General features: G+C 68.6%; 29 protein-coding genes. 21 read left to right on the top strand and 8 right to left on the bottom strand.

The features are described from left to right. Window position 1 precedes the first annotated feature (1 nt). Window positions 2-235: a BolA/IbaG family iron-sulfur metabolism protein gene (locus tag LVB87_RS00525; protein WP_232898976.1), complete on the bottom strand. Its 234-nt coding sequence runs from the start codon at window positions 233-235 to the stop codon at window positions 2-4. Between the two features lie 63 nt (window positions 236-298). On the opposite strand from LVB87_RS00525, the gene LVB87_RS00530 reads away from it, so the two are divergent. The 14 genes from LVB87_RS00530 to mgtE all read left to right on the top strand — a co-directional run bounded on the left by LVB87_RS00530 (window position 299) and on the right by mgtE (window position 11,846). Then, on the top strand, window positions 299-1,294 hold the full coding sequence (locus LVB87_RS00530) for a KpsF/GutQ family sugar-phosphate isomerase (RefSeq protein WP_232898977.1): 996 nt from the start codon (window positions 299-301) through the stop codon (window positions 1,292-1,294). Continuing rightward, entirely contained in the window at window positions 1,294-1,887 is a 594-nt protein-coding gene (locus LVB87_RS00535) for an HAD hydrolase family protein (protein ID WP_232898978.1), read from the top strand. The genes LVB87_RS00530 and LVB87_RS00535 overlap by 1 nt, the downstream gene beginning before the upstream one ends. Continuing rightward, window positions 1,884-2,468 (top strand): LPS export ABC transporter periplasmic protein LptC, encoded by a 585-nt coding sequence (gene lptC, locus LVB87_RS00540; RefSeq protein ID WP_232898979.1) that lies wholly within the window; start codon window positions 1,884-1,886, stop codon window positions 2,466-2,468. Before LVB87_RS00535 ends, lptC begins: the two co-directional genes overlap by 4 nt. Next, window positions 2,449-2,976 carry a lipopolysaccharide transport periplasmic protein LptA gene (gene lptA / locus LVB87_RS00545; RefSeq protein WP_232898980.1) on the top strand — a complete coding sequence of 176 codons (528 nt, stop codon included), beginning with the start codon at window positions 2,449-2,451 and terminating at the stop codon, window positions 2,974-2,976. The genes lptC and lptA overlap by 20 nt, the downstream gene beginning before the upstream one ends. Beyond that, window positions 2,976-3,695: an LPS export ABC transporter ATP-binding protein gene (gene lptB, locus LVB87_RS00550; RefSeq protein WP_232898981.1), complete on the top strand. Its 720-nt coding sequence runs from the start codon at window positions 2,976-2,978 to the stop codon at window positions 3,693-3,695. The genes lptA and lptB overlap by 1 nt, the downstream gene beginning before the upstream one ends. Window positions 3,696-3,745: 50 nt before the next feature. Then, on the top strand, window positions 3,746-5,170 hold the full coding sequence (locus LVB87_RS00555) for an RNA polymerase factor sigma-54 (protein WP_232898982.1): 1,425 nt from the start codon (window positions 3,746-3,748) through the stop codon (window positions 5,168-5,170). A 91-nt stretch (window positions 5,171-5,261) separates the two neighbouring features. Further along, window positions 5,262-5,579 carry a ribosome-associated translation inhibitor RaiA gene (gene raiA / locus LVB87_RS00560; protein WP_232898983.1) on the top strand — a complete coding sequence of 106 codons (318 nt, stop codon included), beginning with the start codon at window positions 5,262-5,264 and terminating at the stop codon, window positions 5,577-5,579. An 11-nt stretch (window positions 5,580-5,590) separates the two neighbouring features. Beyond that, window positions 5,591-6,049: a PTS sugar transporter subunit IIA gene (locus LVB87_RS00565; protein ID WP_232898984.1), complete on the top strand. Its 459-nt coding sequence runs from the start codon at window positions 5,591-5,593 to the stop codon at window positions 6,047-6,049. Further along, window positions 6,046-7,002 carry an HPr(Ser) kinase/phosphatase gene (gene hprK, locus LVB87_RS00570; protein ID WP_232898985.1) on the top strand — a complete coding sequence of 319 codons (957 nt, stop codon included), beginning with the start codon at window positions 6,046-6,048 and terminating at the stop codon, window positions 7,000-7,002. Before LVB87_RS00565 ends, hprK begins: the two co-directional genes overlap by 4 nt. 58 nt (window positions 7,003-7,060) lie before the next feature. After that, the gene (rapZ, locus tag LVB87_RS00575) at window positions 7,061-7,906 is read left to right on the top strand and encodes an RNase adapter RapZ (protein WP_232900580.1); all 846 of its coding nucleotides are present in this window, start codon (window positions 7,061-7,063) and stop codon (window positions 7,904-7,906) included. A 76-nt stretch (window positions 7,907-7,982) separates the two neighbouring features. Then, window positions 7,983-8,375, top strand: a complete 393-nt coding sequence (locus tag LVB87_RS00580) for a PTS sugar transporter subunit IIA (RefSeq protein WP_232898986.1) — start codon at window positions 7,983-7,985, stop codon at window positions 8,373-8,375. A gap of 22 nt (window positions 8,376-8,397) precedes the next feature. Beyond that, a complete protein-coding gene (locus LVB87_RS00585) occupies window positions 8,398-8,667 on the top strand; it encodes an HPr family phosphocarrier protein (RefSeq protein ID WP_232898987.1) in 270 nt (89 codons plus the stop codon). Then, window positions 8,667-10,388, top strand: coding sequence for a phosphoenolpyruvate--protein phosphotransferase (gene ptsP, locus LVB87_RS00590; RefSeq protein WP_232898988.1), 1,722 nt, complete (start codon window positions 8,667-8,669; stop codon window positions 10,386-10,388). Before LVB87_RS00585 ends, ptsP begins: the two co-directional genes overlap by 1 nt. Window positions 10,389-10,484: 96 nt before the next feature. Continuing rightward, a complete protein-coding gene (gene mgtE, locus LVB87_RS00595; protein ID WP_232898989.1) occupies window positions 10,485-11,846 on the top strand; it encodes a magnesium transporter in 1,362 nt (453 codons plus the stop codon). Between the two features lie 10 nt (window positions 11,847-11,856). Here mgtE and LVB87_RS00600 read toward each other — a convergent pair whose 3' ends face one another. The 5 genes from LVB87_RS00600 to LVB87_RS00620 all read right to left on the bottom strand — a co-directional run bounded on the left by LVB87_RS00600 (window position 11,857) and on the right by LVB87_RS00620 (window position 16,172). Continuing rightward, entirely contained in the window at window positions 11,857-12,804 is a 948-nt protein-coding gene (locus tag LVB87_RS00600) for an aspartate carbamoyltransferase catalytic subunit (protein WP_232898990.1), read from the bottom strand. Next, complete coding sequence (ruvX, locus tag LVB87_RS00605) at window positions 12,801-13,313, bottom strand: Holliday junction resolvase RuvX (protein ID WP_232898991.1); 513 nt, start codon at window positions 13,311-13,313, stop codon at window positions 12,801-12,803. The genes LVB87_RS00600 and ruvX overlap by 4 nt, the downstream gene beginning before the upstream one ends. A 14-nt stretch (window positions 13,314-13,327) precedes the next feature. Beyond that, window positions 13,328-13,894: a YqgE/AlgH family protein gene (locus tag LVB87_RS00610; protein WP_232898992.1), complete on the bottom strand. Its 567-nt coding sequence runs from the start codon at window positions 13,892-13,894 to the stop codon at window positions 13,328-13,330. Between the two features lie 91 nt (window positions 13,895-13,985). After that, window positions 13,986-15,116: a PilT/PilU family type 4a pilus ATPase gene (locus LVB87_RS00615; protein WP_232898993.1), complete on the bottom strand. Its 1,131-nt coding sequence runs from the start codon at window positions 15,114-15,116 to the stop codon at window positions 13,986-13,988. 18 nt (window positions 15,117-15,134) lie between these two features. Then, the gene (locus LVB87_RS00620) at window positions 15,135-16,172 is read right to left on the bottom strand and encodes a type IV pilus twitching motility protein PilT (RefSeq protein ID WP_232898994.1); all 1,038 of its coding nucleotides are present in this window, start codon (window positions 16,170-16,172) and stop codon (window positions 15,135-15,137) included. A 157-nt stretch (window positions 16,173-16,329) separates the two neighbouring features. On the opposite strand from LVB87_RS00620, the gene LVB87_RS00625 reads away from it, so the two are divergent. Genes LVB87_RS00625 through LVB87_RS00635 form a run of 3 tightly spaced genes read left to right on the top strand, consistent with a single transcriptional unit; the run spans window position 16,330 to window position 18,284 of the window. Next, window positions 16,330-16,995: a YggS family pyridoxal phosphate-dependent enzyme gene (locus tag LVB87_RS00625; protein WP_232900581.1), complete on the top strand. Its 666-nt coding sequence runs from the start codon at window positions 16,330-16,332 to the stop codon at window positions 16,993-16,995. Between the two features lie 10 nt (window positions 16,996-17,005). Further along, window positions 17,006-17,833 carry a pyrroline-5-carboxylate reductase gene (proC, locus tag LVB87_RS00630; RefSeq protein ID WP_232898995.1) on the top strand — a complete coding sequence of 276 codons (828 nt, stop codon included), beginning with the start codon at window positions 17,006-17,008 and terminating at the stop codon, window positions 17,831-17,833. Continuing rightward, entirely contained in the window at window positions 17,820-18,284 is a 465-nt protein-coding gene (locus LVB87_RS00635; protein WP_232898996.1) for a DUF4426 domain-containing protein, read from the top strand. Before proC ends, LVB87_RS00635 begins: the two co-directional genes overlap by 14 nt. A gap of 4 nt (window positions 18,285-18,288) precedes the next feature. Here the strand turns inward: LVB87_RS00635 and LVB87_RS00640 are convergent, their stop codons facing one another. Together LVB87_RS00640 and pdxH are read right to left on the bottom strand one after the other, a co-directional pair. Beyond that, a complete protein-coding gene (locus LVB87_RS00640) occupies window positions 18,289-19,080 on the bottom strand; it encodes an ABC transporter substrate-binding protein (protein WP_232898997.1) in 792 nt (263 codons plus the stop codon). A 3-nt stretch (window positions 19,081-19,083) separates the two neighbouring features. Next, window positions 19,084-19,683, bottom strand: a complete 600-nt coding sequence (gene pdxH / locus LVB87_RS00645; RefSeq protein ID WP_232898998.1) for a pyridoxamine 5'-phosphate oxidase — start codon at window positions 19,681-19,683, stop codon at window positions 19,084-19,086. Between the two features lie 31 nt (window positions 19,684-19,714). On the opposite strand from pdxH, the gene LVB87_RS00650 reads away from it, so the two are divergent. The 4 genes from LVB87_RS00650 to hemE are packed head-to-tail and all read left to right on the top strand — an operon-like array spanning window position 19,715 to window position 22,696. Continuing rightward, window positions 19,715-20,254 (top strand): shikimate kinase, encoded by a 540-nt coding sequence (locus LVB87_RS00650; protein ID WP_232898999.1) that lies wholly within the window; start codon window positions 19,715-19,717, stop codon window positions 20,252-20,254. Continuing rightward, a complete protein-coding gene (gene aroB / locus LVB87_RS00655; protein ID WP_232899000.1) occupies window positions 20,251-21,348 on the top strand; it encodes a 3-dehydroquinate synthase in 1,098 nt (365 codons plus the stop codon). Before LVB87_RS00650 ends, aroB begins: the two co-directional genes overlap by 4 nt. Before the next feature lie 14 nt (window positions 21,349-21,362). Continuing rightward, the gene (locus tag LVB87_RS00660) at window positions 21,363-21,620 is read left to right on the top strand and encodes a WGR domain-containing protein (protein ID WP_232899001.1); all 258 of its coding nucleotides are present in this window, start codon (window positions 21,363-21,365) and stop codon (window positions 21,618-21,620) included. A 14-nt stretch (window positions 21,621-21,634) separates the two neighbouring features. Then, window positions 21,635-22,696, top strand: a complete 1,062-nt coding sequence (gene hemE / locus LVB87_RS00665) for a uroporphyrinogen decarboxylase (RefSeq protein WP_232899002.1) — start codon at window positions 21,635-21,637, stop codon at window positions 22,694-22,696. The last annotated feature ends 133 nt before the right edge of the window (window positions 22,697-22,829 follow it).

The raw sequence follows: 22,829 nt of genomic DNA on the forward strand, positions 1-22,829 counted from the left end.
GTCAGGCGCTCGCTTCGTCGGGCGTGAGCGTCTTCAGCGCCAGGGCGTGGATTTCCCCGCCCATGCGCTCGCCGAGCGTCGCGTACACCATGCGGTGGCGGGCCAGCGGGAGCTTGCCCGCGAAATCGGCATGCACCACGGTGGCCTCGAAGTGCACGCCATCCTCGCCCTGGACCTGCGCGCGTGCGCCTGGCAGGCCTTGTTCGATCAGGTGGCGGATGGTGTCGGCGTTCATTCGGGGTGGTCCTGTAAACTGCGCCCCTCAGTCTAGCGGAAGGCCCAGCGCCCAGCGCCCCACATGGCGACGATGCCCGCGTCCATCACCGAGTTCGACTTCGCGGCCAGCGGCCGCCGCGTCATCGCCATCGAGGCCCAGGGGCTCGAAGCGGTGGCCGGCCGGCTGGATGGCGCCTTCACCGATGCCTGCCGCCGCATGCTCGACTGCAAGGGCCGCGTGGTCTGCACCGGCATGGGCAAGTCGGGCCATGTCGCGCGCAAGATCGCCGCCACCCTGGCCTCCACCGGAACGCCGAGCTTCTTCGTGCACCCGGGCGAAGCCGGCCACGGCGACCTGGGGATGATCACGGATGCCGACATCGTGCTCGCCCTGTCCTATTCCGGCGAAAGCGACGAGCTGCTCATGCTGCTGCCCGTGCTCAAGCGCCAGGGCAACCTGCTGATCGCGATGACGGGCCGACCGGATTCCTCGCTGGCGCGCGAGGCCGACGTGCACCTGGACGCCAGCGTCCCCGCCGAAGCCTGCCCGCTCGCGCTCGCCCCCACCGCCAGCACCACCGCCGCGCTCGCGCTCGGCGATGCGCTCGCGGTCGCGTTGCTCGAAGCGCGCGGCTTCACCGCCGAAGACTTCGCGCGCTCGCATCCGGCGGGCTCGCTGGGTCGCCGCCTGTTGCTGCACATCCGCGACGTCATGCATTCGGGCGACGAGGTGCCGAAGGTGCGCGAGGCCGCCACGCTCAGCGAAACGCTGGTGGAGATGAGCCGCAAGCGCCTGGGCATGAGTGCGATCGTGGATGCCGACGATCGCCTGCTCGGCCTGTACACCGACGGCGACCTGCGCCGCACGCTCGACGACGCGCGCATCGACGTGCGCGCCACGTCGATCGCCTCGGTGATGACGCGCAACCCGAAGGTCATCGACGCCGACGCGCTCGCGGTGGAAGCCGCGCAGTTGATGGAAGCGCACAAGATCAACGCGCTGATCGTCGTCGACAAGGAGCGCCGCGTCGTCGGTGCATTGAACATCCACGATCTGCTGCGCGCGCGGGTGGTCTGATGCCAGGCTCTCAAACAACGTATTCGCATTTGAACGACTTCCCCGCCGACATCCGCGAACGCGCCAAGCGCATCAGGCTCGCCTGCTTCGATGTCGACGGCACGCTCACCGACGGGCGCCTGCTCATCGACGGCGACGGCAACGAATCCAAGTCCTTCCACGTGCTCGACGGCCTGGGCCTGAAACTGCTCCAGCGCAAGGGCATCGCCGTGGCCTTCGTCACCGCGCGCGCGAGCGCCGCGGCGGAACGGCGCGCGGCCGAACTCGGCGTGGAATCGCACACCGGCGTGAGCGACAAGCTCGAATGCGTCGAAGGCATCGCAAGCCGCCTCGGCATCTCGCTCGACGAAGTGGCCTTCATGGGCGACGACCTCGCCGACCTGCGCGTGATGCTGCAGGTCGGGCTGTCGGTCGCGCCGTCGCAGGCGCACATGTGGACGCGCGAACGCGCGCACTGGCGCACGCAGGCGCGCGGCGGCGAAGGCGCGGCGCGCGAGCTGTGCGACCTGCTGCTCGCCGCGCAGGGCCACGCCGAAGACCTGCTCGCCGACATCTCGCACGTCACCGGCGTGCGCGTCGAAGGCAGCGCGTGAACGAGCGCAAGGCCATCACCCTGGTGTTGCTGGTCGCGGCCTTCGCGAGCGGCTGGGCCGTGTGGACGCATCGCCCGAAGGGCAACGCCGCGGCGAAATCGAACGCGCGCTCGGACTACGTGCTCACGAACTTCGAAGTCGTCGTGCTCGACAAGACCGGCCTGGAGGCCTTCACCGTCGCCGCGCCCAAGCTCGAACGCAATCCGGGCGACCGCACGATGACGATGGCCACACCCATCTTCTACATCCCCGTCTCCCCCGGCGAAGGCCTGCCCCCGACGCGCGAGGCCGGGTGGGAAGTGCGCTCGAAGACGGGGTGGGTCAGCGGCGATGGCGACGAGCTGCGCCTGACGGGCAACGTGACGGCGCAGACCGCGGGCCACCGCGAGCGGCCGGTCACGATGGCCACCGAGCAACTGAACGTCTTCCCCCATCGCAACCGCGCCACCTCACCGGTGCTGGTCACGGTCTCGCAGCCGGGTTCTATACTGCGCGGCCAGGGCATGGAGGCGCTGCTCGACAGCAAGCGCATCCGCTTCTCGTCGAACGTCAAGGTCCAATATGTCCCGCCGCCGCGCTGATCTCCGCATTCGCCTGTTGTTCGCCGCCTTCGCCGCGATGGCGTTCGCGACCTCCGCATGGGCACGCACCACCGATCGCAGCCAGCCGCTCAACGTCGAATCCGACAAGAGCGACTGCTCGGTGGCCGACGATGGCGCATGCACGCTCACCGGCGACGTCCGCCTCGTGCAGGGCACGATGAACGTGCGTGCCGGCCAGGCGGTGGTGCATCGCACCGGCGGCGACATCAAGCGCGTCGTCCTCACCGGCAGCCCGGTGCAGATGAGCCAGGAGCTCGACGACGGTTCGAAGATCAACGCCACCGCCGCCAACGTCGACTACGACATGTCCACCGATACCGTCGTCTTCACCGGCGATGCGCACATCGACCAGCCCGGCCGCGGCAACATCGCCGGTGGGCGCATTGCGTACAACATGAAGTCCGGCCAGGTGCAGGGCAGCGGCGACGGCAAGCAGCGGGTGAAGATGCAGTTCCAGCCGAAGAACGGCGCAGCGGGCTCGCGCTGATGCTGGTCGCGGAAGGGTTGCGCAAGTCCTACCGCTCGCGCGCGGTCGTCCGCGATTTCGGCCTCACGCTCGATGCCGGCGAAGTCGTCGGCCTGCTTGGCCCCAACGGCGCGGGCAAGACCACCTGTTTCTACATGATCGTCGGGCTGGTGCCCGCCGATGCGGGCAAGATCGTCCTGGATGGCCGCGACATCAGCGATGAGCCGATGTACACGCGTGCGCGCCTGGGCGTCGGTTACCTGCCGCAGGAACCGTCGGTGTTCCGCAAGCTCACCGTCGCCGACAACCTGCGCCTGGTACTCGAACTGCGCCCGGACCTCGAAGAGACCGCACGCGAGCGCGAACTCGAAAGCCTGCTCGACGAATTGCAGATCACGCATGTCTCTGGCCAGATCGGCGCCAGCCTGTCCGGCGGCGAGCGGCGGCGCGTGGAAATCGCCCGTGCGCTCGCGGCCAAACCCCGCCTGATGCTGCTCGACGAACCCTTCGCGGGCGTCGACCCCATCTCCGTCGGCGAGATCCAGCGCATCGTCCGCCACCTGAAATCGCGCGGGATCGGGGTGCTCATCACGGATCACAACGTGCGAGAGACCTTGGGCATCTGCGACCGGGCGTATATCCTCAACGAAGGCAGCGTGCTCGCGCAGGGGGCTCCGGACGCGCTGCTGGCGAACCCCGACGTCCGCCGCGTGTACCTGGGCGAAGCTTTCCGCCTCTAGGTCCCCGCGTTCCGGCCGTTGATCCCATCCGGCCGCGTTGAACTTAAAGAATGAAGCCCCGCCTCCAGACATCGCTGGGACAGCATCTGGTGATGACGCCGCAACTGCGGCAGGCCATCCGCCTGTTGCAGCTGTCGACTGCGGAACTCGAGGTGGAAATCGCCAGCGCGGTGGAGAGCAATCCGCTGCTGGATTGGGAAGAACCCGCGCCGATCGAAACCCACGTCGCCGATGGCAACAGCCGCTCCGATGGCGAAAGCGGCAGTGACGGCGATGGCGATCGCGCACCGGCCGATGCCTCCGCCTGGGACGGCGACGAAACCTGGTACGAACGCATCGGCCCCGCCGACAGCGACGACGAGCCGCTCGCCGAACAAGTCGCCGAAGCCGAGACGCTGCAGGACCACCTGCTGTGGCAGTTGCACCTGAGCCATCTGTCGCAACGCGATCGCAGCATCGGCGTGGCCATCATCGAAGCGATCGACGACGACGGTTACCTGCGCGAGACGCTCGAGGCCGTCGCCGAAAGCCTGCGCCCCGGCATGCACGCCGCGCAGGACGAGATCGTCACCGTGCTGCACCAGGTCCAGCGCTTCGATCCGCCCGGTGTCGGTGCGCGCACGATCAACGAATGCCTGCAGCTGCAATTGCAGTTGGTGCCGGAAGACACGCCGGGCCGCGCACTCGCGATCCGCATGACCGAAGGTCCGCTGGAACGCTTGCCGCGCATCGGCGTGGCGGGCCTTGCGAGCGAATTGCACGCGCCGCCGGAAGAGATCGAAGGCGCGGTGCACTTGTTGCGTTCGCTCGATCCGCGTCCCGGTGCGCAGATGGGTGGGCTGTCCGCGGATACCTACGTCACGCCCGATTGCGTCGTGTGGCGCCAGCAAGGCCAGTGGCGCGTCGCGCTTGCCGCAGGCGGGCGTCCGCGCATCTCCATCCATCGCGGCTACGAACGAATGATCCGTTCGGCGAACGAAAGCGACGCCATCTACCTGCGCGGCCGCCTGCAGGAAGCACGCTGGTTGCTCAAGAGCCTGGAAGCGCGTGGCGACACGCTGCTGAAGGTGATGCGCTGCCTGCTGCGCCAGCAATCGGCGTTCCTGGAATTCGGCGACCAGGCCCTGCGCCCGCTGACGCTGCGCGAGGTCGCCGCCGAGGTCAGCCTGCACGAGTCCACCATTTCCCGCGCGATCGCCCGCAAGTTCGTGCGGACCCCGCGTGGAACGATCCCGCTGCGCGCGTTCTTCGCCTCGGGCATCGATACCGGCGCCGGCGGCGAAGCCTCCAGCACGGCCATCCAGGCCATGATCCGCCGCCTCATCGACGGCGAAGATCCGCGCAAGCCGCTGTCGGACGCGCGCCTGGCCGAGTCCCTGAAGGCCTCGGGGGTGCCCGTCGCACGGCGTACGGTCGCCAAATATCGCGAGGCGATGAGCATCCCGTCGTCGCAGGACCGCCTGCGCATCGGCTGACCTTCGCCCCGGCCCCCTCCGGCCACTTCCCCTCACGGCCGCCGGGGGTATTCTGTCGGTCCGAACGTGAGGCAAAGGAAGGAGGTCTGCGATGCGCATCGAAACCTACGGCCAGCAACTGGAAGTCACGCCTGCCCTGCGCGACTACGTCGAATCCAAGCTCGCGCGGCTCGCGCGACATTTCGACCAGCCCTTCGATGTCCGCACGCAACTCAGCCTGGAGCGCACCGACCATTGCGCCGAGGCCAACGTCAACATTGCCGGCCGCGCGCTCCATGCCGACGCGAAGGCCGAGAACATGTACGCCGCGATCGACCTGCTCGCCGACAAGCTCGATCGCCTGCTGGTGAAGCACAAGGAAAAAGTGATCGACTCCCATCGCGGCGGGGAAGCCGCGCGCGGCGGCTGACCGCGCGCGATATGCCGTTCCAGTCGCTGCTCGCCGCCGACCGCATCGTCCTGCTCGTCGAGCCCGGGGACCGCGACGCCGTCCTCGACGCCGCGGCCCGCCTGCTGGCGGACTCGGCCCCGGCGAACACGCAGGCGATCGCCGAGGGCCTGCGCAAGCGCGAACGATTGGGCAGCACCGCGATCGGCCACGGCATCGCCATCCCGCACGGGCGCACGCCCGCCTTCGACACCGCGCGCGGTGCGTTCCTGCGCTTGCGCGAACCGGTCGATTTCGGCGCGAGCGACGGCGAGCCCGTCGACCTCGTCTTCGCCATGGCCGTGCCCGAACACTTCACCCAGCAGCACCTGCAACTGCTCGCCGAACTCGCCGAGCAGTTCGCAGACGCCGGGTTCCGCGATGCGCTGCGCGCCGCGCCCGACGTCGGTACGCTGCGCACCCTGCTCCTCGACACCGCCGTCGCACCATGACCCAGCGCATCACCGCACGCGAGCTGTTCGACCGGCAGCAGGAGCGCCTCGACCTGCGCTGGATGGCCGGCCTGTCCGGTGGCGAGCGCGTGCTCGAAGCGGTGGACACCGTCGCGCGGCGCCCGTCGCTCGCCGGCTACCTCAACATCATCTATCCGAACAAAGTGCAGATCCTCGGCACGGAGGAACTCACCTGGCTCGACAGCCTGGATCCGCGCGCGCGCGCGGACGTGATCCTGAAGATCATGGATGCGAGGCCGCTGGCCATCGCCGTCAGCAAGGCCCAACGCATCCCCGAGGACCTGCGCGGCGCCGCGGAGGAATCCGACACACCGCTGTGGTCCTCGCCGCGCCGCGGCCATGAACTGCTCAACCACCTGCAATACATGCTCGCGCGCGAACTCGCGCCGCGCGTGACCTTGCACGGCGTGTTCATGGAGATCTATTCGATCGGCGTGCTGATCACCGGCGAGTCGGGATCGGGTAAGAGCGAGCTCGCGCTGGAGCTCATCACGCGTGGCCACCGCCTCGTCGCCGACGACGCACCGGAGTTCACCCAGATCGCGCCCGACGTCCTCGACGGCACCTGCCCGGAATTGCTGCAGGACCTGCTCGAAGTGCGCGGCCTGGGCGTGCTGAACATCCGCCAGATGTTCGGCGACACTGCGGTGAAGAAGAACAAGTACCTGCGCCTGATCGTGCATCTCACCAAGCCGCACCTGGAACCGCAGCCCGGCGGGATGAGTGGCATGGAGCGCATCACCGGCGTTCTCAACGCGCGCCGCGTGCTCGACCTCGACGTTCCGCAGATCACGCTGCCCGTCATGCCCGGCCGCAACCTGGCGGTGCTCGCGGAGGCCGCCACGCGCGTGCACATCCTGCGCGCGAAAGGCGTCGATCCCGCCGCGGCCTTCATGGCGCGCCATTCCCATTTCCTCGAACGTTCCAGCTGACGCCGTGAACCAGCCGCCGCCACCCCCCGCTCCGCCTGCGCACCCCGTGCCCAGCCTGATGATCGTCAGCGGCATGTCCGGCTCGGGCAAGTCGGTGGCGCTCAACACGCTGGAAGACCTCGGCTTCTATTGCGTCGACAACCTGCCCGCGGACCTGCTGCCGGAATTCGTGAAGCGCGTGACGCGCGGCGAGGACCGTCCGGAAAAACTCGCCGTCGGCCTCGACGTGCGCAGCGGCGGCGACCTCGGCCTGATCCCCGACGTGCTGTCGGAAGTCGGTGCGCTCGGCCTGGATCCGAAACTCCTGTTCTTCGACGCGGAAGACGACGTGCTGCTGCGGCGTTATGCCGACACGCGCCGCCGCCATCCGCTCAGCCACCTCGGCCTCGCGCTTGCGGACGCGATCGCGCTCGAACGGCAGGCGCTCAAGCCGCTGCGGCAGATCGCCGACGTCGTGCTCGATACCAGCCACCTCAACGTGCACAAGCTGCGCCGCGTGGTGATCACCGAATTCGGCCTGGGCGAAGCGGGTTCGCTGTCCCTGCTGTTCGAATCCTTCGCCTACCGCCGCGGCGTGCCGCCGGACGCGGACTTCGTGTTCGATGCGCGCTGCCTGCCGAACCCGCACTGGGATGCGCGCCTGCGTCCGCTCTCCGGCCGGGACAAGGACGTGTGCGAGTACCTGGAAGCGCAGCCGGACGTCGCGCAGTACGCCGGCGAGATCGAAACCTTCCTCGATACCTGGCTGCCGCGCCTGCAGTCGGACACGCGCAGCTACGTCACCGTGGCCTTCGGCTGCACGGGCGGCCGCCATCGCTCGGTCTACCTGGCCGAACGGCTGGCCCGCCACTGCCGGGAACGCGGCTGGGCCGAGGTTGCGGTGCACCATCGCGAACTGGACTGACGGTCGCGGCGCGCTGTTCCGGGGAAGCGACGTCCGTCGCTTCCGGGAGATCGCCTCCCTCTGCTAAGTTGCCGGCATGTCCGTCGGCATCCTCCTGATCACGCACGAAGGGGTCGGCACCGCCTTGCTCGCGGTCGCCACGCGCCTGCTGCGCCAGTTGCCGCTGCGGACCGAAGCCTTCGAAGTCCCCTTCGACGCCGACCCCGACGAATTGCTGCCCGCCGCCAGCGCCGCGTTGCGCCGCGTCGACGGCGGCCAGGGCGTGCTGGTCCTCACCGACCTGTACGGCGCGACGCCCAGCAACCTCGCCGCCAAGCTCGCGCGCATCGGCACGCCCATGCGCCGCGTGTCCGCGCTGAGCCTGCCGATGTTGCTGCGGGTGATGAACTACGCCGAGATGGACCTCGAAGAACTCCCGAATGTCGCCGCCGCCGGAGCACGCAATGGCGTGATCCACGACGACGCGTAGCACGCACCAGGACATCCCCCACGTGATCGAACGCGAACTCCTCGTCGCCAACAAACTCGGCCTGCATGCGCGGGCGACGGCGAAACTCGTGCAACTGCTGTCGGGTTACCGCGCCGGCGCCACGCTCGCCGCCAAGGGCCGGGAAGTGAATGCCAAGAGCATCATGGGCGTGATGCTGCTCGCCGCCGGGCAAGGCACGCCCGTGGTGCTGCGCGTGGATGGCGAGGACGAAGCCGAAGCCGCGGCCGCGGTCTCCGACCTGTTCGAGCGCCTGTTCGACGAGGGCGGCTGATGCGGCAGGTCCTGCCCGGGCATGGGGCCTCGCGCGGCAGCGCGCTCGGCCGCGCCCGGGTCCGGCTGCCGCATGTGCTGGACGTCCGCGAGGAACGCATCCCCGCAGAGCAGGTCGAAACCGAACTCGAGCGCCTGCACGCCGCCATCGATGTCGTGCGCGAAGAAATGCGCGTGCTGCGCGTGCGCCTGCATGGCGCGTTGGCGCAGGAAGTCGGCGAGTTCCTCGACCTGCACGCGCTCCTGCTCGACGACCCCGAACTCCTGCACGGCCTGGATGACCTGATCCGCATGGGCCGCTACACCGCGGACTATGCCTTGCGCCTGCAGCGCGATCGCATCGCGAATGTCTTCACCGGCATGGACGATGCGTACCTGCGCAGCCGCATCGACGACATCGACCAGGTGATCGGCCGCATCCACGCTGCGTTGCATCGGCGTTCGGCGCCGGTCGAAGGCCTGGCGGGCGACATCCTCGTCACCGACAACATCGCACCGGCCGAACTCGCGCAGCTGCAGGCACAGGGCGTGATGGCCGTGGTGACCGCGGGCGGCAGCGCGCTGTCGCACAGCGCGATCCTCGCGCGCAGCCTGCACGTGCCGCTCGTCGTGGGTGCCGCGCAAGCCTTGCTGAAGGTCAACGACGGCGACGTGCTTGCAGTGGATGGCACCAGCGGGCTGGTGGTGCTGGAACCCAACGCCGACGACCTGCGCGGCCATCGTGCGCGCATGCGCGACCAGGTGCGCGAGCGCCGCCAGCTCAATCGCCTGCGCCGCGAACCCACGCGCACCACCGACGGCGTGGACATCAAACTGTGGGCGAACGCCGAATCGCGCGCCGACGTCGCCGAAGCGCACGCTTTGGGCGCGGCGGGCGTGGGCCTGTACCGCACCGAGTTCCTGTTCCTGCAGCGCAACGAACTGCCGGACGAAGAGGAACAGTTCCGCGCGTATCGCGATGTCGTGCTCGGCATGACCGGCCGCACCGTCACCATCCGCACGCTCGACCTGGGCGCAGACAAGGCCGACCGCAGCGGCCTGGTACTCGAAGACGAACCGAATCCCGCGCTCGGCCTGCGCGGCGTGCGCCTCTCGCTCGCGCGCGATGCGCTGTTCCGCACGCAGCTGCGCGCGATCGTGCGCGCCTCCGGCTATGGCCCGGTGCGCGTGCTGGTGCCGATGGTGAGTGCGCGCGAAGAAGTGCTCGCGGTGCGTCGCATGCTGAAGACCGTGCTCGCCGACGCGCGCCGCGACGGCCACGAAGTCGCCGACGTGATCCCGCTCGGCGCGATGATCGAAGTGCCGGCGGCGGCGATCGCCCTGCCCACCTTCGTCGGCGCGGTGGATTTCCTCTCGGTTGGCACCAACGACCTGGTCCAGTACCTGCTCGCCGCCGACCGCAACAACGAAGCGCTCGGCGAGGTCTATACGCCGCTGCACCCGGCCCTGGTCCGCCTGCTGCACAGCGTGATCCGCATCGCCCACAAGCGCGGCAAGCCCGTGGCGGTCTGCGGCGAAATGGCGGGCGATGCGCGTTATGCGCCGCTCCTGCTCGCACTCGGCCTGGGCGAGTTCAGCCTGCACCCCAACACGCTGCTCGAACTGCGCCGCGCGATCCGCAACTGCGACCTGTCCGCGTTGCGCGCCCGCGCCCCTGCCCTGCTGCGCGCGCGCACCCGCAAGGGCATCGAAGACTGGCTGCGCAACGGCCATGCGCATTGAGGGGTAGGCGCCCCACGCGCGGAAGTCCATAATCCGCCCTTATGAACGCCTGACCCTGTCGCGCCCTCGTGCGCGGCCCGCCACCGGAAGCCCCGCATGGCCGAAGCCATCCGCCACGAGAAGACCGCGCGCCAGCTGCGTCTGCTTTCAGACGCGCTCGACAGCGGCCGCCTCGGCCCCGTGCGTCGGCTGGTCAACACGCTCGCGCCCGCCGAGATCGGCAACCTCCTCGAATCGCTCCCGCCGGCCAAGCGCACCATCGTGTGGGGCCTGGTGGATGCCGAGGATGACGGTGAAGTGCTCGTCCACGTCGGCGACGACGTACGCGAGAGCCTGCTCGCGGAGATGGACCCGGACGAAATCGTCGCGGCCGTCGAGGACCTGGACATCGACGACCTCGCCGACCTCGTCGAGGACCTGCCCGATACCGTCATCGACGAGATCCTCAAGTCGATGGACCGCGAGAACCGCGAGCGCCTGGAGCAGGTGCTGTCCTACGACGAGGACACCGCGGGCCGCCTGATGAACCCCGACGTGGTGACGGTGCGCACCGACACCACCGTCGATGTCGTCCTGCGCTACCTGCGCCTGCGCGGCGAACTGCCCGACCACACCGACCACCTGTACGTCGTCAGCCGCCGCCACCAGTACCTGGGGCGCATCGCGCTGCAGTCGCTGCTCACGCACGAGGCGAACACGCCGATCAACCAGTTGATCGACGACCAGCAGCCCGCGATCGGCGTCGAGGAATCCTCGGACGAAGTCGCGCGCCAGTTCTCCGACCACGACTGGATCTCCGCGCCCGTCGTGGACGACAACAACATCCTGCTCGGCCGCATCACCATCGACGACGTCGTCGACATCATCCGCGAACAGGCCGAGCACCAGGCCCTCGGCGCGGCCGGCCTGGACGAGGATGAAGACCTCTTCTCGCCCGTGCCGCGTGCGTTCAAGCGCCGCCTGACGTGGCTGACGATCAACCTCGGCACCGCCTTCCTCGCCTCCAGCGTGGTCGGGCGCTTCGAAGTCACGATCGAAAAGATCGTCGCGCTTGCGGTGCTGATGCCGATCGTCGCGGGCATGGGCGGCAACGCGGGCACGCAGGTGCTGGCGCTGATGGTGCGCGGCCTCGCGCTCGGCCAGGTCGGTGCGTCGAACGTGCAGACGCTGCTGTGGAAGGAGTTGCGCGTCGCACTGATGAACGGCCTGAGCCTGGGCTTGCTGCTGGGCGTGATCGTGTTCGCCTGGTTCCGCGACCCGATGCTCTCGCTGGTGATCGGTGCGGCGCTGACGATCAACCTGCTCAGCGCCGCCGGCGCCGGCGTGATGATCCCGCTGCTGCTCAAGCGCATGGGCTTCGACCCCGCGCTCGCCGGCGGCGTGATCCTGACCACCGTCACCGACGTGATGGGCTTCCTCGCGTTCCTGGGGTTGGCGACGCTCATCCTGCTACGCTGAACGCAGCGAATCAGGCGCCCAGCAACACTTCCAGCACCGCCATGCGCGCAGCCACGCCGTTCGCCACCTGGCGCAGGATCAACGACTGCGGACCATCAGCGACGTCGTCATCGATTTCCACGCCGCGGTTCATCGGGCCCGGATGCAGCACGACCGCTTCCGGCGCGGCGCGCCTGAGGCGCTGCGCCGTCAAACCGTAAGCGCCGTGGTACTCGGCCAGCGAACCCACCAGGCCTTCTTCCATCCGTTCGCGCTGCAGGCGCAGCATCATCACGGCGTCCACGCCTTCCAGCGCGGCGTCGAAATCCTGCGTCACGCTGCAACCGGCGAGCGTCTCGTCGTTCGGCAGCAGCGACTTCGGCCCGCACACGCGGATCTCGCCCGCGCCGAGCGTGCGCAGCGCATGCAGGTCCGTGCGCGCGACGCGCGAATGCTTCACGTCGCCGATGATGGCGACCTTGAGCTGCGAGAAGTCGCTGCCCTTGGCCTGGCGCAACGTGAGCATGTCGAGCAGGCCCTGCGTGGGATGCGCGATGCGGCCGTCGCCGGCGTTCACCAGCGCGGTGCCTGGACGCGCATCGCCGGCGAGCGCAGCGACCGCCCCGTCTTCGCGATGGCGCACGACGAAGCCGTGCACGCCCATCGCTTCGAGGTTCTTCAGCGTGTCGCGCGCGGTCTCGCCCTTGCTCGTCGAGGACGTGCTGGCATCGAAGTTGAGCACGTCCGCGCCCAGGCGCTGCGCGGCGATCTGGAAGCTCGAACGCGTGCGCGTGGAGGGTTCGAAGAACAGCGTGCACACCGTCTTGCCGGCGAGCGCGCTGCGCAACGCGGGATCGCCGCGGCGATCGTCGAAGTTCTGTGCAAGGTCGAGCAGGCGCACGAGCACCGTGCGGGGCAGACCTTCGAGCGTGAGGAAATGGCGCAGGCGTCCCTGCGCGTCGACCTGGGCGACAGTCACTCGGCGGCTCCGTGGTTGGGCGGGGTCGGGGTGGGCGTGGGTGCATCGTCGATGCGGATCGCGTCCTGCGGCGCGGCGAGCCAGCGCTCGACGATGACGGCAGCGGCGACGGCATCGAGCGCGGCGGCGTCGCGGCGCTTCTTGCGGCCTTCGGCGCGATCGGACGCGAAACGTTGCGCGGCTTCGATGGAGCTCGCGCGTTCGTCGACGAGGACGACGGGCAAGCGATAGCGCCCGGACAGTTCGCGCGCGAAGGCATGCGCGCGACGACGGATCGGCTGGTCGCCGCCATCCATCGTCATCGGGTCGCCGACCACCAGGCCGTCGGGGCGCCATTCGTTGCGCAGGCGGTCGATGGCATTCCAATCGGGGCCGTGCGCATGCACGTCGATCACCGCGAGCGCGCGCGCCCCGTGGCCGAAGGCGCTGCCGACTGCAACTCCTATCCGGCGAGCGCCGACATCGAAGCCAAGCACCGTACCGTCGAGTTTCATGGGCGTGCCGGCCATGGCGCTGCCGTCCGTCACGCGTGCCCGCTGTAGTCGGCGACCTGCGTCAGGTCGATGCCGATGCTGCCCGCGGCCGCGCGCCAGCGCGCATCCAGCGGGATGTCGAACAACAGGCCCGCGTCCACCGGGACCATGAGCCAGCTGTCCTCGGTGAGTTCCTGTTCGAGTTGCCCCGCGCCCCAGCCGGCGCACCCGAGTGCGACCACGGCGTGCGTGGGACCGGCGCCGCCGGCCATGGCTTCCAGGATGTCGCGCGAGGTGGTCACGTACAGCCGGTCGCTGATGGCGAGCGTGGAATCCCAGGCATCGCCCCCGTCGTGCAGCACGAAGCCGCGCTCGGGATGCACGGGGCCGCCGGAGAGCACGATCTGCCCGCGCAGCGATTCGTCCTCGCTTTCGATGCCCATCTGCTGGAACACATCGCCCAGCGTGTACTCCGATGCGCGATTGACCACCACGCCCATCGCGCCTTCTTCGTCGTGCTGGCACACCAGCGTCACGCTGCGCGCGAATTGAGGGTCGGCGAGCGCCGGCAGCGCGATCAGCAAACGATTGGCGAGAGGCGTGGGTTGGGCCTGCATGGCCGGGATTCTAGCCCCGGCGCAGGCCCGATGCGCAAAAAAAGAAGGAGCGGTTGCCCGCTCCTTCGATTCGATGCCGCTCTCGATGGCGTTATCGGGCTTCGGCGACTTCCACGCCGTCGAGGCCCTGCGCCAGCGTCCGTGCGTCGCCGCCCTGCGCCAGCTTGATGCGCAGGCGCACTTCGTTCGCCGAGTCGGCGTAGCGCAGCGCGTCCTCGTAGGAGATCTCGCCGGCCTGGTACAGCTCGAACAGGCTCTGGTCGAAGGTCTTCATGCCGAGGTTGGTGGATTCCTTCATCACTTCCTTCAGCTTGTGGATCTCGCCGTCGCGGATGTAGTCCTGCACGAGCGGCGTGCCCAGCAGGATTTCCATCGACACGCGGCGCGCCTTGCCGTCGGGCGTCGGGATCAGCTGCTGCGCCACCACGCCCTTGAGGTTGAGCGAGAGGTCCATCAGCAACTGGCCGCGGCGGTCTTCCGGGAAGAAGTTGATGATGCGGTCCATCGCCTGGTTGGCGTTGTTGGCGTGCAGCGTGCACAGCACCAGGTGGCCGGTTTCGGCGAAGGCGATCGCGTGGTCCATGCCCTCGCGGGTACGCACCTCGCCGATCATGATCACGTCCGGCGCCTGGCGCAGCGTGTTCTTCAGGGCCGCGTCCCAGCTGTCGGTGTCGATGCCGACTTCGCGCTGGGTGATGATGCAGCCTTCGTGCTTGTGCACGAATTCGATCGGGTCCTCGATGGTGATGATGTGGCCCGTCGAGTTCTGGTTGCGGTAGCCGATCATCGCCGCGAGCGAGGTCGACTTACCGGTACCGGTGGCGCCCACGAAGATGATGATGCCGCGCTTGGTCATCGCCAGCGTCTTGATGATCGGCGGCAGGTTCAGCTCTTCCACGCTCGGGATCTTGGTCTCGATGCGGCGCAGGACCATGCCGACCTGGTTGCGCTGGTAGAAGCACGACACGCGGAAGCGACCCACGCCGGCCACGCCGATCGCGAAGTTGCACTCGTGCGTCTTTTCGAACTCCTCGCGCTGCTGCGGGTTCATCACGTTGAGAACCAGGTCGCGGCTCTGCTGCGGCGTGAGCGGGTTCTGCGTGATCGGCGAAATCTTGCCGTGGACCTTCATCGAGGGCGGCATGCCGGCCGTGATGAACAGGTCCGACGCCTTCTGGTGCGCCATCAGCTTGAGGAACGAGGTGAAATCGATGCTGCTCATGTTTGTGCTCCCCGACCGTTACTCGAACAGCCGCTTGTCCTTGGCGTATTCCTTCGCGTGCTGGCGCGTGACCATGCTGCGCTTCACGAGATCCTGCAGGTGCTGGTCGAGCGTCATCATCCCGTACGACTGGCCGGTCTGGATGGCCGAATACATCTGCGCCACCTTGTCCTCGCGGATGAGGTTACGGATGGCCGGGATGCCGACCATGATTTCCCACGCCGCGGTACGACCGCCGCCGACTTTCTTCAGCAGCGCCTGCGAGATCACCGCGCGCAGCGATTCCGACAGCATCGAGCGCACCATCGGCTTTTCGCCGGCGGGGAACACGTCGATGATGCGGTCGATGGTCTTGGCGGCCGACGAGGTGTGCAGCGTGGCGAACACCAGGTGGCCCGTTTCCGCGGCGGTCAGCGCCAGGCGGATGGTTTCGATGTCGCGCATTTCGCCGACCAGGATGTAGTCCGGGTCTTCGCGGAGCGCGGAGCGCAAGGCTTCGTTGAAGCCGTGCGTGTCGCGGTGCACTTCGCGCTGGTTGATCAGGCACTTCTGCGAGGTGTGCACGAATTCGATCGGATCCTCGACGGAGAGGATGTGCGCGTATTCGTTCTTGTTGACGTGGTCGAGCATCGCCGCCAGCGTGGTCGACTTGCCCGAACCGGTCGGGCCGGTCACGAGGATCAGGCCCTGGGGCTGCTCGATCAGTTCCTTGAAGATCCGCGGGCATCCGAGGTCTTCCAGGGTCAGCACCTCGGAGGGAACGGTACGGAACACCGCACCGGCGCCGCGGTTCTGGTTGAAGGCGTTGACGCGGAAGCGCGCCAGACCCGGGATCTCGAACGAGAAGTCGACTTCGAGGAATTCCTCGTAATCGCGGCGCTGCTTGTCCGACATGATGTCGTAGACAAGCGCATGCACCTGCTTGTGGTCGAGGGCCGGGATGTTGATGCGGCGGACGTCGCCGTCCACGCGGATCATGGGCGGCAGGCCGGCGGACAGGTGGAGGTCCGAGGCCTTGTTCTTGACCGAGAACGCCAGGAGTTCGGCGATATCCATGTTACGTGCTCCCCCGCACGGCAGTTTTCTTTCGACGATTTACGAACGACTGGTGCCGGGCACCCCCCGGCGGGCAGTATGGGCGCCGCCCCTCCCGGGGTGTCAACCGCGATTCCCGCGTCGAACACGAGGTTGCGACGAGGTGCTCACCCACGCCCTGCATGCGGTCGTTCAACGACTTGATAACGCGGCCCGGCAAGCCGGTCGGCCACGACCTCGGCTATTGGCCGTCAGCAAGCTGCAGCCTGCCGAAGCAGTCGCCGGGCTCGCCGCGCAGGGCCAGCGCGCCTTCGGCGAGAACTACGTGCAGGAAGCGCAGGCCAAGCAGGCGACGCTGGCCGGCGACCCCCGCGCGTCCGGCATCGAGTGGCACCTGATCGGCCACCTGCAATCCAACAAGGCCGCGGTCGCCGCGTCGATCTTCGACTGGGTGCAGACCGTCGATCGCCTGAAGCTGGTGCCCTTGCTCGCGGCAGCGCGGACGGGTGGGCCGCCGCTGAACGTCCTGATCCAGGTGAACATCGACGACGAGGCCAGCAAGCACGGCTGCGCGCCCGGGGAAGCGGCCGGCCTGGCCGATGCCATCGCCGCGCACCCGCGCCTGGCGCTGCGCGGCCTGATGGCGATCCCGGCGCCGTTGCCGGACCTGCAACGCCGCCGCGCCGCATTCCACCGCATGAAAGTCCTCTACGACATCCTGGCCACCCGCCACCCATCGATGGACACGCTGTCGATGGGCATGAGCGAAGACTTCGAACTCGCCATCGCCGAAGGCGCAACACTCGTCCGGGTGGGCACGGCCCTGTTCGGCGCGCGGCAGTAAACTGCGCGACATGAATACGACCCTCCACACCGTCGCCTTCATCGGCGGCGGCAACATGGCGCGCAGCCTCATCGGCGGCCTCGTGGCGCGCGGCATGGCACCGCGTGCGATCCGCGTGTCCGAACCCGTCGATGCCCTGCGCGAGGCGCTCGCGAAGGATTTCGGCGTGACGGTGTTCGCCGACAACGCGCACGCCATCGAAGGCGCCGACACCTGGATCTTCGGGGTGAAGCCGCAGGTGATGCGCGAGGTGTGCGAGGCGCTCGCGCCGGCTGCGCAATCGGCGAAGCCTTTGATGGTCTCAATCGCCGCGGGCATCACCACTACGCAACTCGAACGTTGGCTCGGCGGTGCGTTGCCCGTCGTGCGCACGATGCCGAATACGCCTGCGTTGCTCGGGGCGGGCGTGACCGGTTTGTTCGCGAATGCGCGCGTGGATGCGGCCGGGCGTGCGCGCACGCAGGCCTTGCTCGAAGCGACGGGCCGTTGCGTCTGGATCGACGAGGAAGCACGGATGGACGCAGTGACCGCGGTGTCCGGCAGCGGCCCCGCCTACGTGTTCCTGCTCGCCGAAGCGCTGCAGGCCGCGGGCGAAGCCGAAGGCCTGTCGCACGAGGCCGCGCGCGTGCTCGCGCTGCAGACCATCCTCGGCGCGGGCCGCATGCTCGTGGAAAGCGATGTCGAACCCGCCGAACTCCGCCGCCGCGTGACCTCGCCCAACGGCACCACGCATGCGGCCATCACGACCTTCCAGGCCGGCGGCTTCGAGGCGCTCGTCGCACGCGCCGTGCACGCGGCCGCCGCGCGCGGCAAGGAACTCTCCGATGCGAACGATTGATCGCCTGCACGCACCGTTGTTCGCCGCGTGCCTCGCGCTCGCGGCCTGCGGCGGCGGATCCGCGCCCACGCCTGCGCAACCCGCGCCGCCACCCGCGGAACTGCAGACCGGCGACGTGCACGTGCTCGCCTCCGCCGTCGACACGATGGCACTGCCCGAACGCGTGACGCGGCAATACGGCATCCCGCGCGGTGAGCAGGTGTGGATGCTGCTGGTCACCGTGCGGCGCGGCGAGACCTCGGCCACGGCGAAGGTCGAAGCGCGCGCGCAGACGCTGGAAGGCAACAACATCGCGATCAAGATGAAGGCGACGCCCACGGCGACGAACTACATCGATTACATCGGGACGTTCTCGATCGCGGGGCCCGATACGCTGCGCTTCACCGTGGATGTCGCACCCGAAGGTGCGCCTTCGGCGCAACTGACGTTCTCGCGCGAAATCCCGCGCTGACGACTCAGCGCTTCGCGGCCCACGCCTGCACGATGCGGGCGATCTCGGTCACGCCATCGGTCAGCGCTGCCGGCCCCGGCTGCAGGATGATCGGCGACTTGATCTCGTGCAGTTCGTTGTCGCGTACCGCAGGCACGTTCTCCCAACCGACGCGCGCGGCGACGCGTTCGGGACGGAAGCGCTTGCCGCACCAGGAGCCGAGCACGATGTCGGGCGCGCGGCGGATCGTTTCTTCGTCGTCGGCGAGGATGCGGTGTTTGGCCAGCGATTCACGCGCGCGCTCGGGGAAGATGTCGTCGCCACCGGCGATGCGCACGAGTTCGGCGACCCACTGGATGCCGCTGATGCGCGGCTCGTCCCATTCTTCGAAGTAGACGCGCGGGCGTTGCGGCAGGCGCGCGGCGTCGGCGGCGATGACATCGAGGCCGCGCTGCAGCGAATCCGCATACGCATTCGCGCGATCGTCCGCCCCCACCAGGGCACCGAGGCGACGGATGTAATCGAGGATGCCTTCGACACTGCGATGGTTGGAGATCCACACCTCCACGCCGCGTCGCACCAACTCGGCCGCGATATCGGCCTGGATGTCGGAGAAGCCGATGGCGAAGTCCGGATTCAGCGCGAGGATCGCCTCGATCTTCGCGCTGGTGAACGCACTGACCTTGGGCTTGTCGCGCCGTGCGGCCGTGGGGCGCACCGTGAAACCGCTGATGCCCACGATGCGGTCCTGCTCGCCGAGCGCGTAGAGCGTTTCGGTCGGTTCCTCGGTGAGGCAGACGATGCGACGCGGACCCATCGATCAGGGCTGCAGCATGCGAACGGACCACGTGCCGTCGCCGCTGCATTCGTGCAGGTAGCGCTCGTGCAGGCGATACGCACCGCCGTACCAGAACTCCACCGTGCGCGGCACGATGCGGAAGCCGCTCCAGCGCGGGGGACGCGGCACGTCGCGATCGTCGAAGCGCGCAGCGACTTCGGCCAGGCGCGCTTCGAAGGCTTCCGGCGATTCCAGCGTCTCCGATTGCACCGACGCCCAAGCGCCCAGCTGGCTGCCGCGCGGCCGCGAAGCGAAGTACGCATCCGCCTCGGCGTCGTCGACGATCTCGACCGCGCCCTCCATCCGCACCTGCACGCCCTGCCGCACGCGCGGCCAGTGGAACAGCAACGCGGCGCGCGGATTGGCCTGCAGCTCGCGGCCCTTGCGCCCGTCCAGGTGGGTGTAGAAGACGAACCCGCGCTCGTCGTGCGCCTTGAGCAGCACGGTGCGGGCGGACGGCGCGCCCGTGGCATCGGCGCTGGCGACGGTCATCGCGGTGGGATCGGGTTCGCCCGCCGCGAGGGCTTCGTCGAACAGGCGGTCGAAGGTCGTCAGGACGTCGGCGGGCAGCGGGGGGCGCATGCGGCCATTGTCGCGCATTAAGATCGCCGGCATGAATCCCGCCCCCCACCTCGTCCTGGTCGGCCCCATGGGCGCCGGCAAGTCCACGATCGGCCGCCGCCTGGCCCAGCGCCTGGGCCTGCCGTTCGACGACATGGACGCGGCGATCGAATCCCATGCGGGGGCGAGCGTGTCGACCATCTTCGAACGTGAAGGCGAAGCGGGCTTCCGCGTGCGTGAGCGCGCAATGCTGAACGCGTTGCTGCAATCGCCGAGCCGCGTGATCGCCGCCGGGGGTGGCGTGGTGTTGTCGGAAGAGAATCGGCAGGCCCTGCAGGCGCGCGCGTTCGTCGTGTTGCTCGAGTTGTCGGTCGAAGGCCAGATGGAACGCCTCGCGCGCGATCGCACGCGGCCGCTGCTGCAACGCGAGGATCGCGAAGCGGTGTTGCACGCACTCGCCGAAGAACGCGCCGGCTTGTACTCGGATGTGGCCGACCTCCGTTTCCGCACCGATGGCCTTGCCGTCAACGACGCGGTGGTAACGCTCGGACGATTGATCGACGCGCAATGGCGACGCGAGGTGGCGGCATGAAGCATGTGGACGTCGGCGGCGCAGCGCCCTACCGCATCGCCATCGGCGAAGGCCTGCTGCGCGACGGCGCCGCACTCGCCAAGCACGTGCGCGGCCGCCATGTCATGATCGTGAGCGACGCACAGGTCGCGCCCTTGTATGCGCGCGATCTCGCGGACGCCCTGCAGGCGCACCTGCCCGATGCGCGCGTCATCGTCTCCTGCATTCCCGCAGGCGAAGCATCGAAAACCCTCGACCGCTTCGCCGAACTGATGCGCGAACTCGCCGACTTCGGCGCGACGCGCGATGCCTGCATCGTCGCGCTCGGCGGTGGCGTCGTGGGCGATCTCGCGGGCTTCGCCGCCGCCTGCTGGATGCGCGGCATCGACTGCGTGCAGGTGCCGACGACGCTGCTGGCAATGGTCGACTCCTCCGTCGGCGGCAAGACCGCCGTCGATCTTCCGCAAGGAAAGAATCTCGTCGGCGCCTTCCATCCGCCGCGCGCCGTGTTCGCCGACACCGCCACGCTGCGCACCCTGCCCGACCGCGAATTGCGCGCGGGCCTGGCCGAAGTCGTGAAGTACGGCGCCATCCGCGACATCGCCTTCCTCGACTGGCTGCAGGCCCACGCCGACGCCCTGCTCGCCCGCGACCCCGCCGCGCTCGTCGAAGCCATCGCCCGCAGTTGCGCGCACAAGGCCGACATCGTCGAACGCGATCCGCGCGAACGCGGCGAACGCGCGCTGCTCAACTTCGGCCACACCTTCGCGCACGCCATCGAGACCGAACAGGGCTATGGCGGCCTCAACCATGGCGAAGCCGTGTCCGTGGGCATGGTGTGCGCCGCGCACCTCTCGTCGCGGCTCGGCATGGCCCCCGAATCCGACGCCACGCGCCTGGCCGCGCTCCTCACCCGCTTCGGCCTCCCGGTCGCGATCCCGGCGGGCCTGGACCTCGCCGCGCTGGTCGACCGCATGCGCCTGGACAAGAAAGCGACGGCCGGATCCCTGCGTTTCGTGCTCTGGCGCGGGGCCGGCAAGGCCGAAATCACGCCCGGGGTGAAGGACGCGGACGTCCTTGCGGCCATGCGGCCGTTACAATCTGCACCCCCTTAAACGTTGCGTCCCTGATGCGCCTGCTGCTCCAGGAACGGCCCAACGGTCGCGAAGCCCCGCGCTTCGTCCAGCTGCAACTCGAAGCCGACCTGCTCGGCGGCTGGACGCTCGTGCGCGAAACCGGCCAGATGGGCGGCCGCAGCACGCTGCGCCGCGAGCAGTTCCTCGACCAGGACAGCGCATTGGCCGCGTTCGAGCATGCGCGCGACCTGCAACTGAAGAAGGGATTCCAGCTGATGTTCGTGCAGGGCGCCGAAGCCCCGCGCCCCTGACTGAAGGATTCTGCGTGACCGCTCCCCTGAAGAACGACCGCTTCCTGCGCGCACTGCGCCGCGAACCCGTGGACGCCACCCCCGTCTGGTTGATGCGCCAGGCCGGCCGCTATCTGCCGGAGTACCGCGCCACGCGCGCGAAGGCCGGCAGCTTCCTGGCGATGGCGAAGAACCCCGACATCGCCTGCGAAGTCACGCTGCAACCGCTCGCGCGCTTCGACCTCGACGCCGCGATCCTGTTCTCCGACATCCTCACCGTGCCGGATGCGATGGGCCTGGGCCTGTATTTCGTCGAAGGCGAAGGCCCGAAGTTCGAACGCCCGGTGCGCAGCGCCGCGGACGTCGCGAAGCTCGCGGTTCCCGACATGGGCAGCGAGCTGCGCTACGTGATGGACGCCGTGCGCGTGATCCGTCGCGAACTCGATGGCCGCGTGCCGCTGATCGGTTTCTCGGGCAGCCCGTGGACGCTCGCCTGCTACATGGTGGAAGGCGGCGGCAGCGACAACTATTCGAAGGTGAAGGCGCTCGCGCTGGACGATCCGAAGACGATGCATGCGCTGTTGTCGGTGAACACCGATGCGGTGATCGCTTACCTGCGCGCGCAGCGCGAAGCGGGTGCGCAGGCGTTGCAGGTGTTCGATACGTGGGGTGGGGTGTTGTCGCCGGCGATGTATCGCGAGTTCTCGTTGCCCTACCTGACGCGCATTGCGAAGGAACTGGATCGCGGCGATGCGCCGTTGATTTTGTTCGGCAAGGGCAATGCGCCGTATCTCGAAGAGTTGGCAGCCAGTGGTGCGGAAGGTGTCGGCGTCGATTGGCTGGTCGAGTTGTCGGAGGCGGCGCGTCGTACGCAGGGCAAGGTGGCGTTGCAGGGCAACCTGGATCCGGCGATGTTGTACGGTTCGCCCGACAGTGTGCGCATGCGTGTGCGCGAGGCGCTCGACAGTTATGCGGCCGGTAATGGCGGTTCGCGAGAGGGCCACGTGTTCAACCTGGGGCATGGGCTTTCGCCGGACATGAAGCCGGAGCATGTCGCTGCGCTCGTCGACGAAGTGCACGCACACAGCAAGCGCTGAGAAGCTGCGACGACACCAGACGGGCGTTCCGCCATGAGCCGTCGTGTGCTCCTCGCCGCTCACATACCGCAGCTCCCGTCGAGGAGCACACGACGTCTCACGTCGGACCGCTTCGCGACTCGATGCCCTCGCG

It is taken from the genome of Lysobacter sp. KIS68-7, from assembly GCF_021284745.1.
Taxonomy (GTDB): domain Bacteria; phylum Pseudomonadota; class Gammaproteobacteria; order Xanthomonadales; family Xanthomonadaceae; genus Noviluteimonas.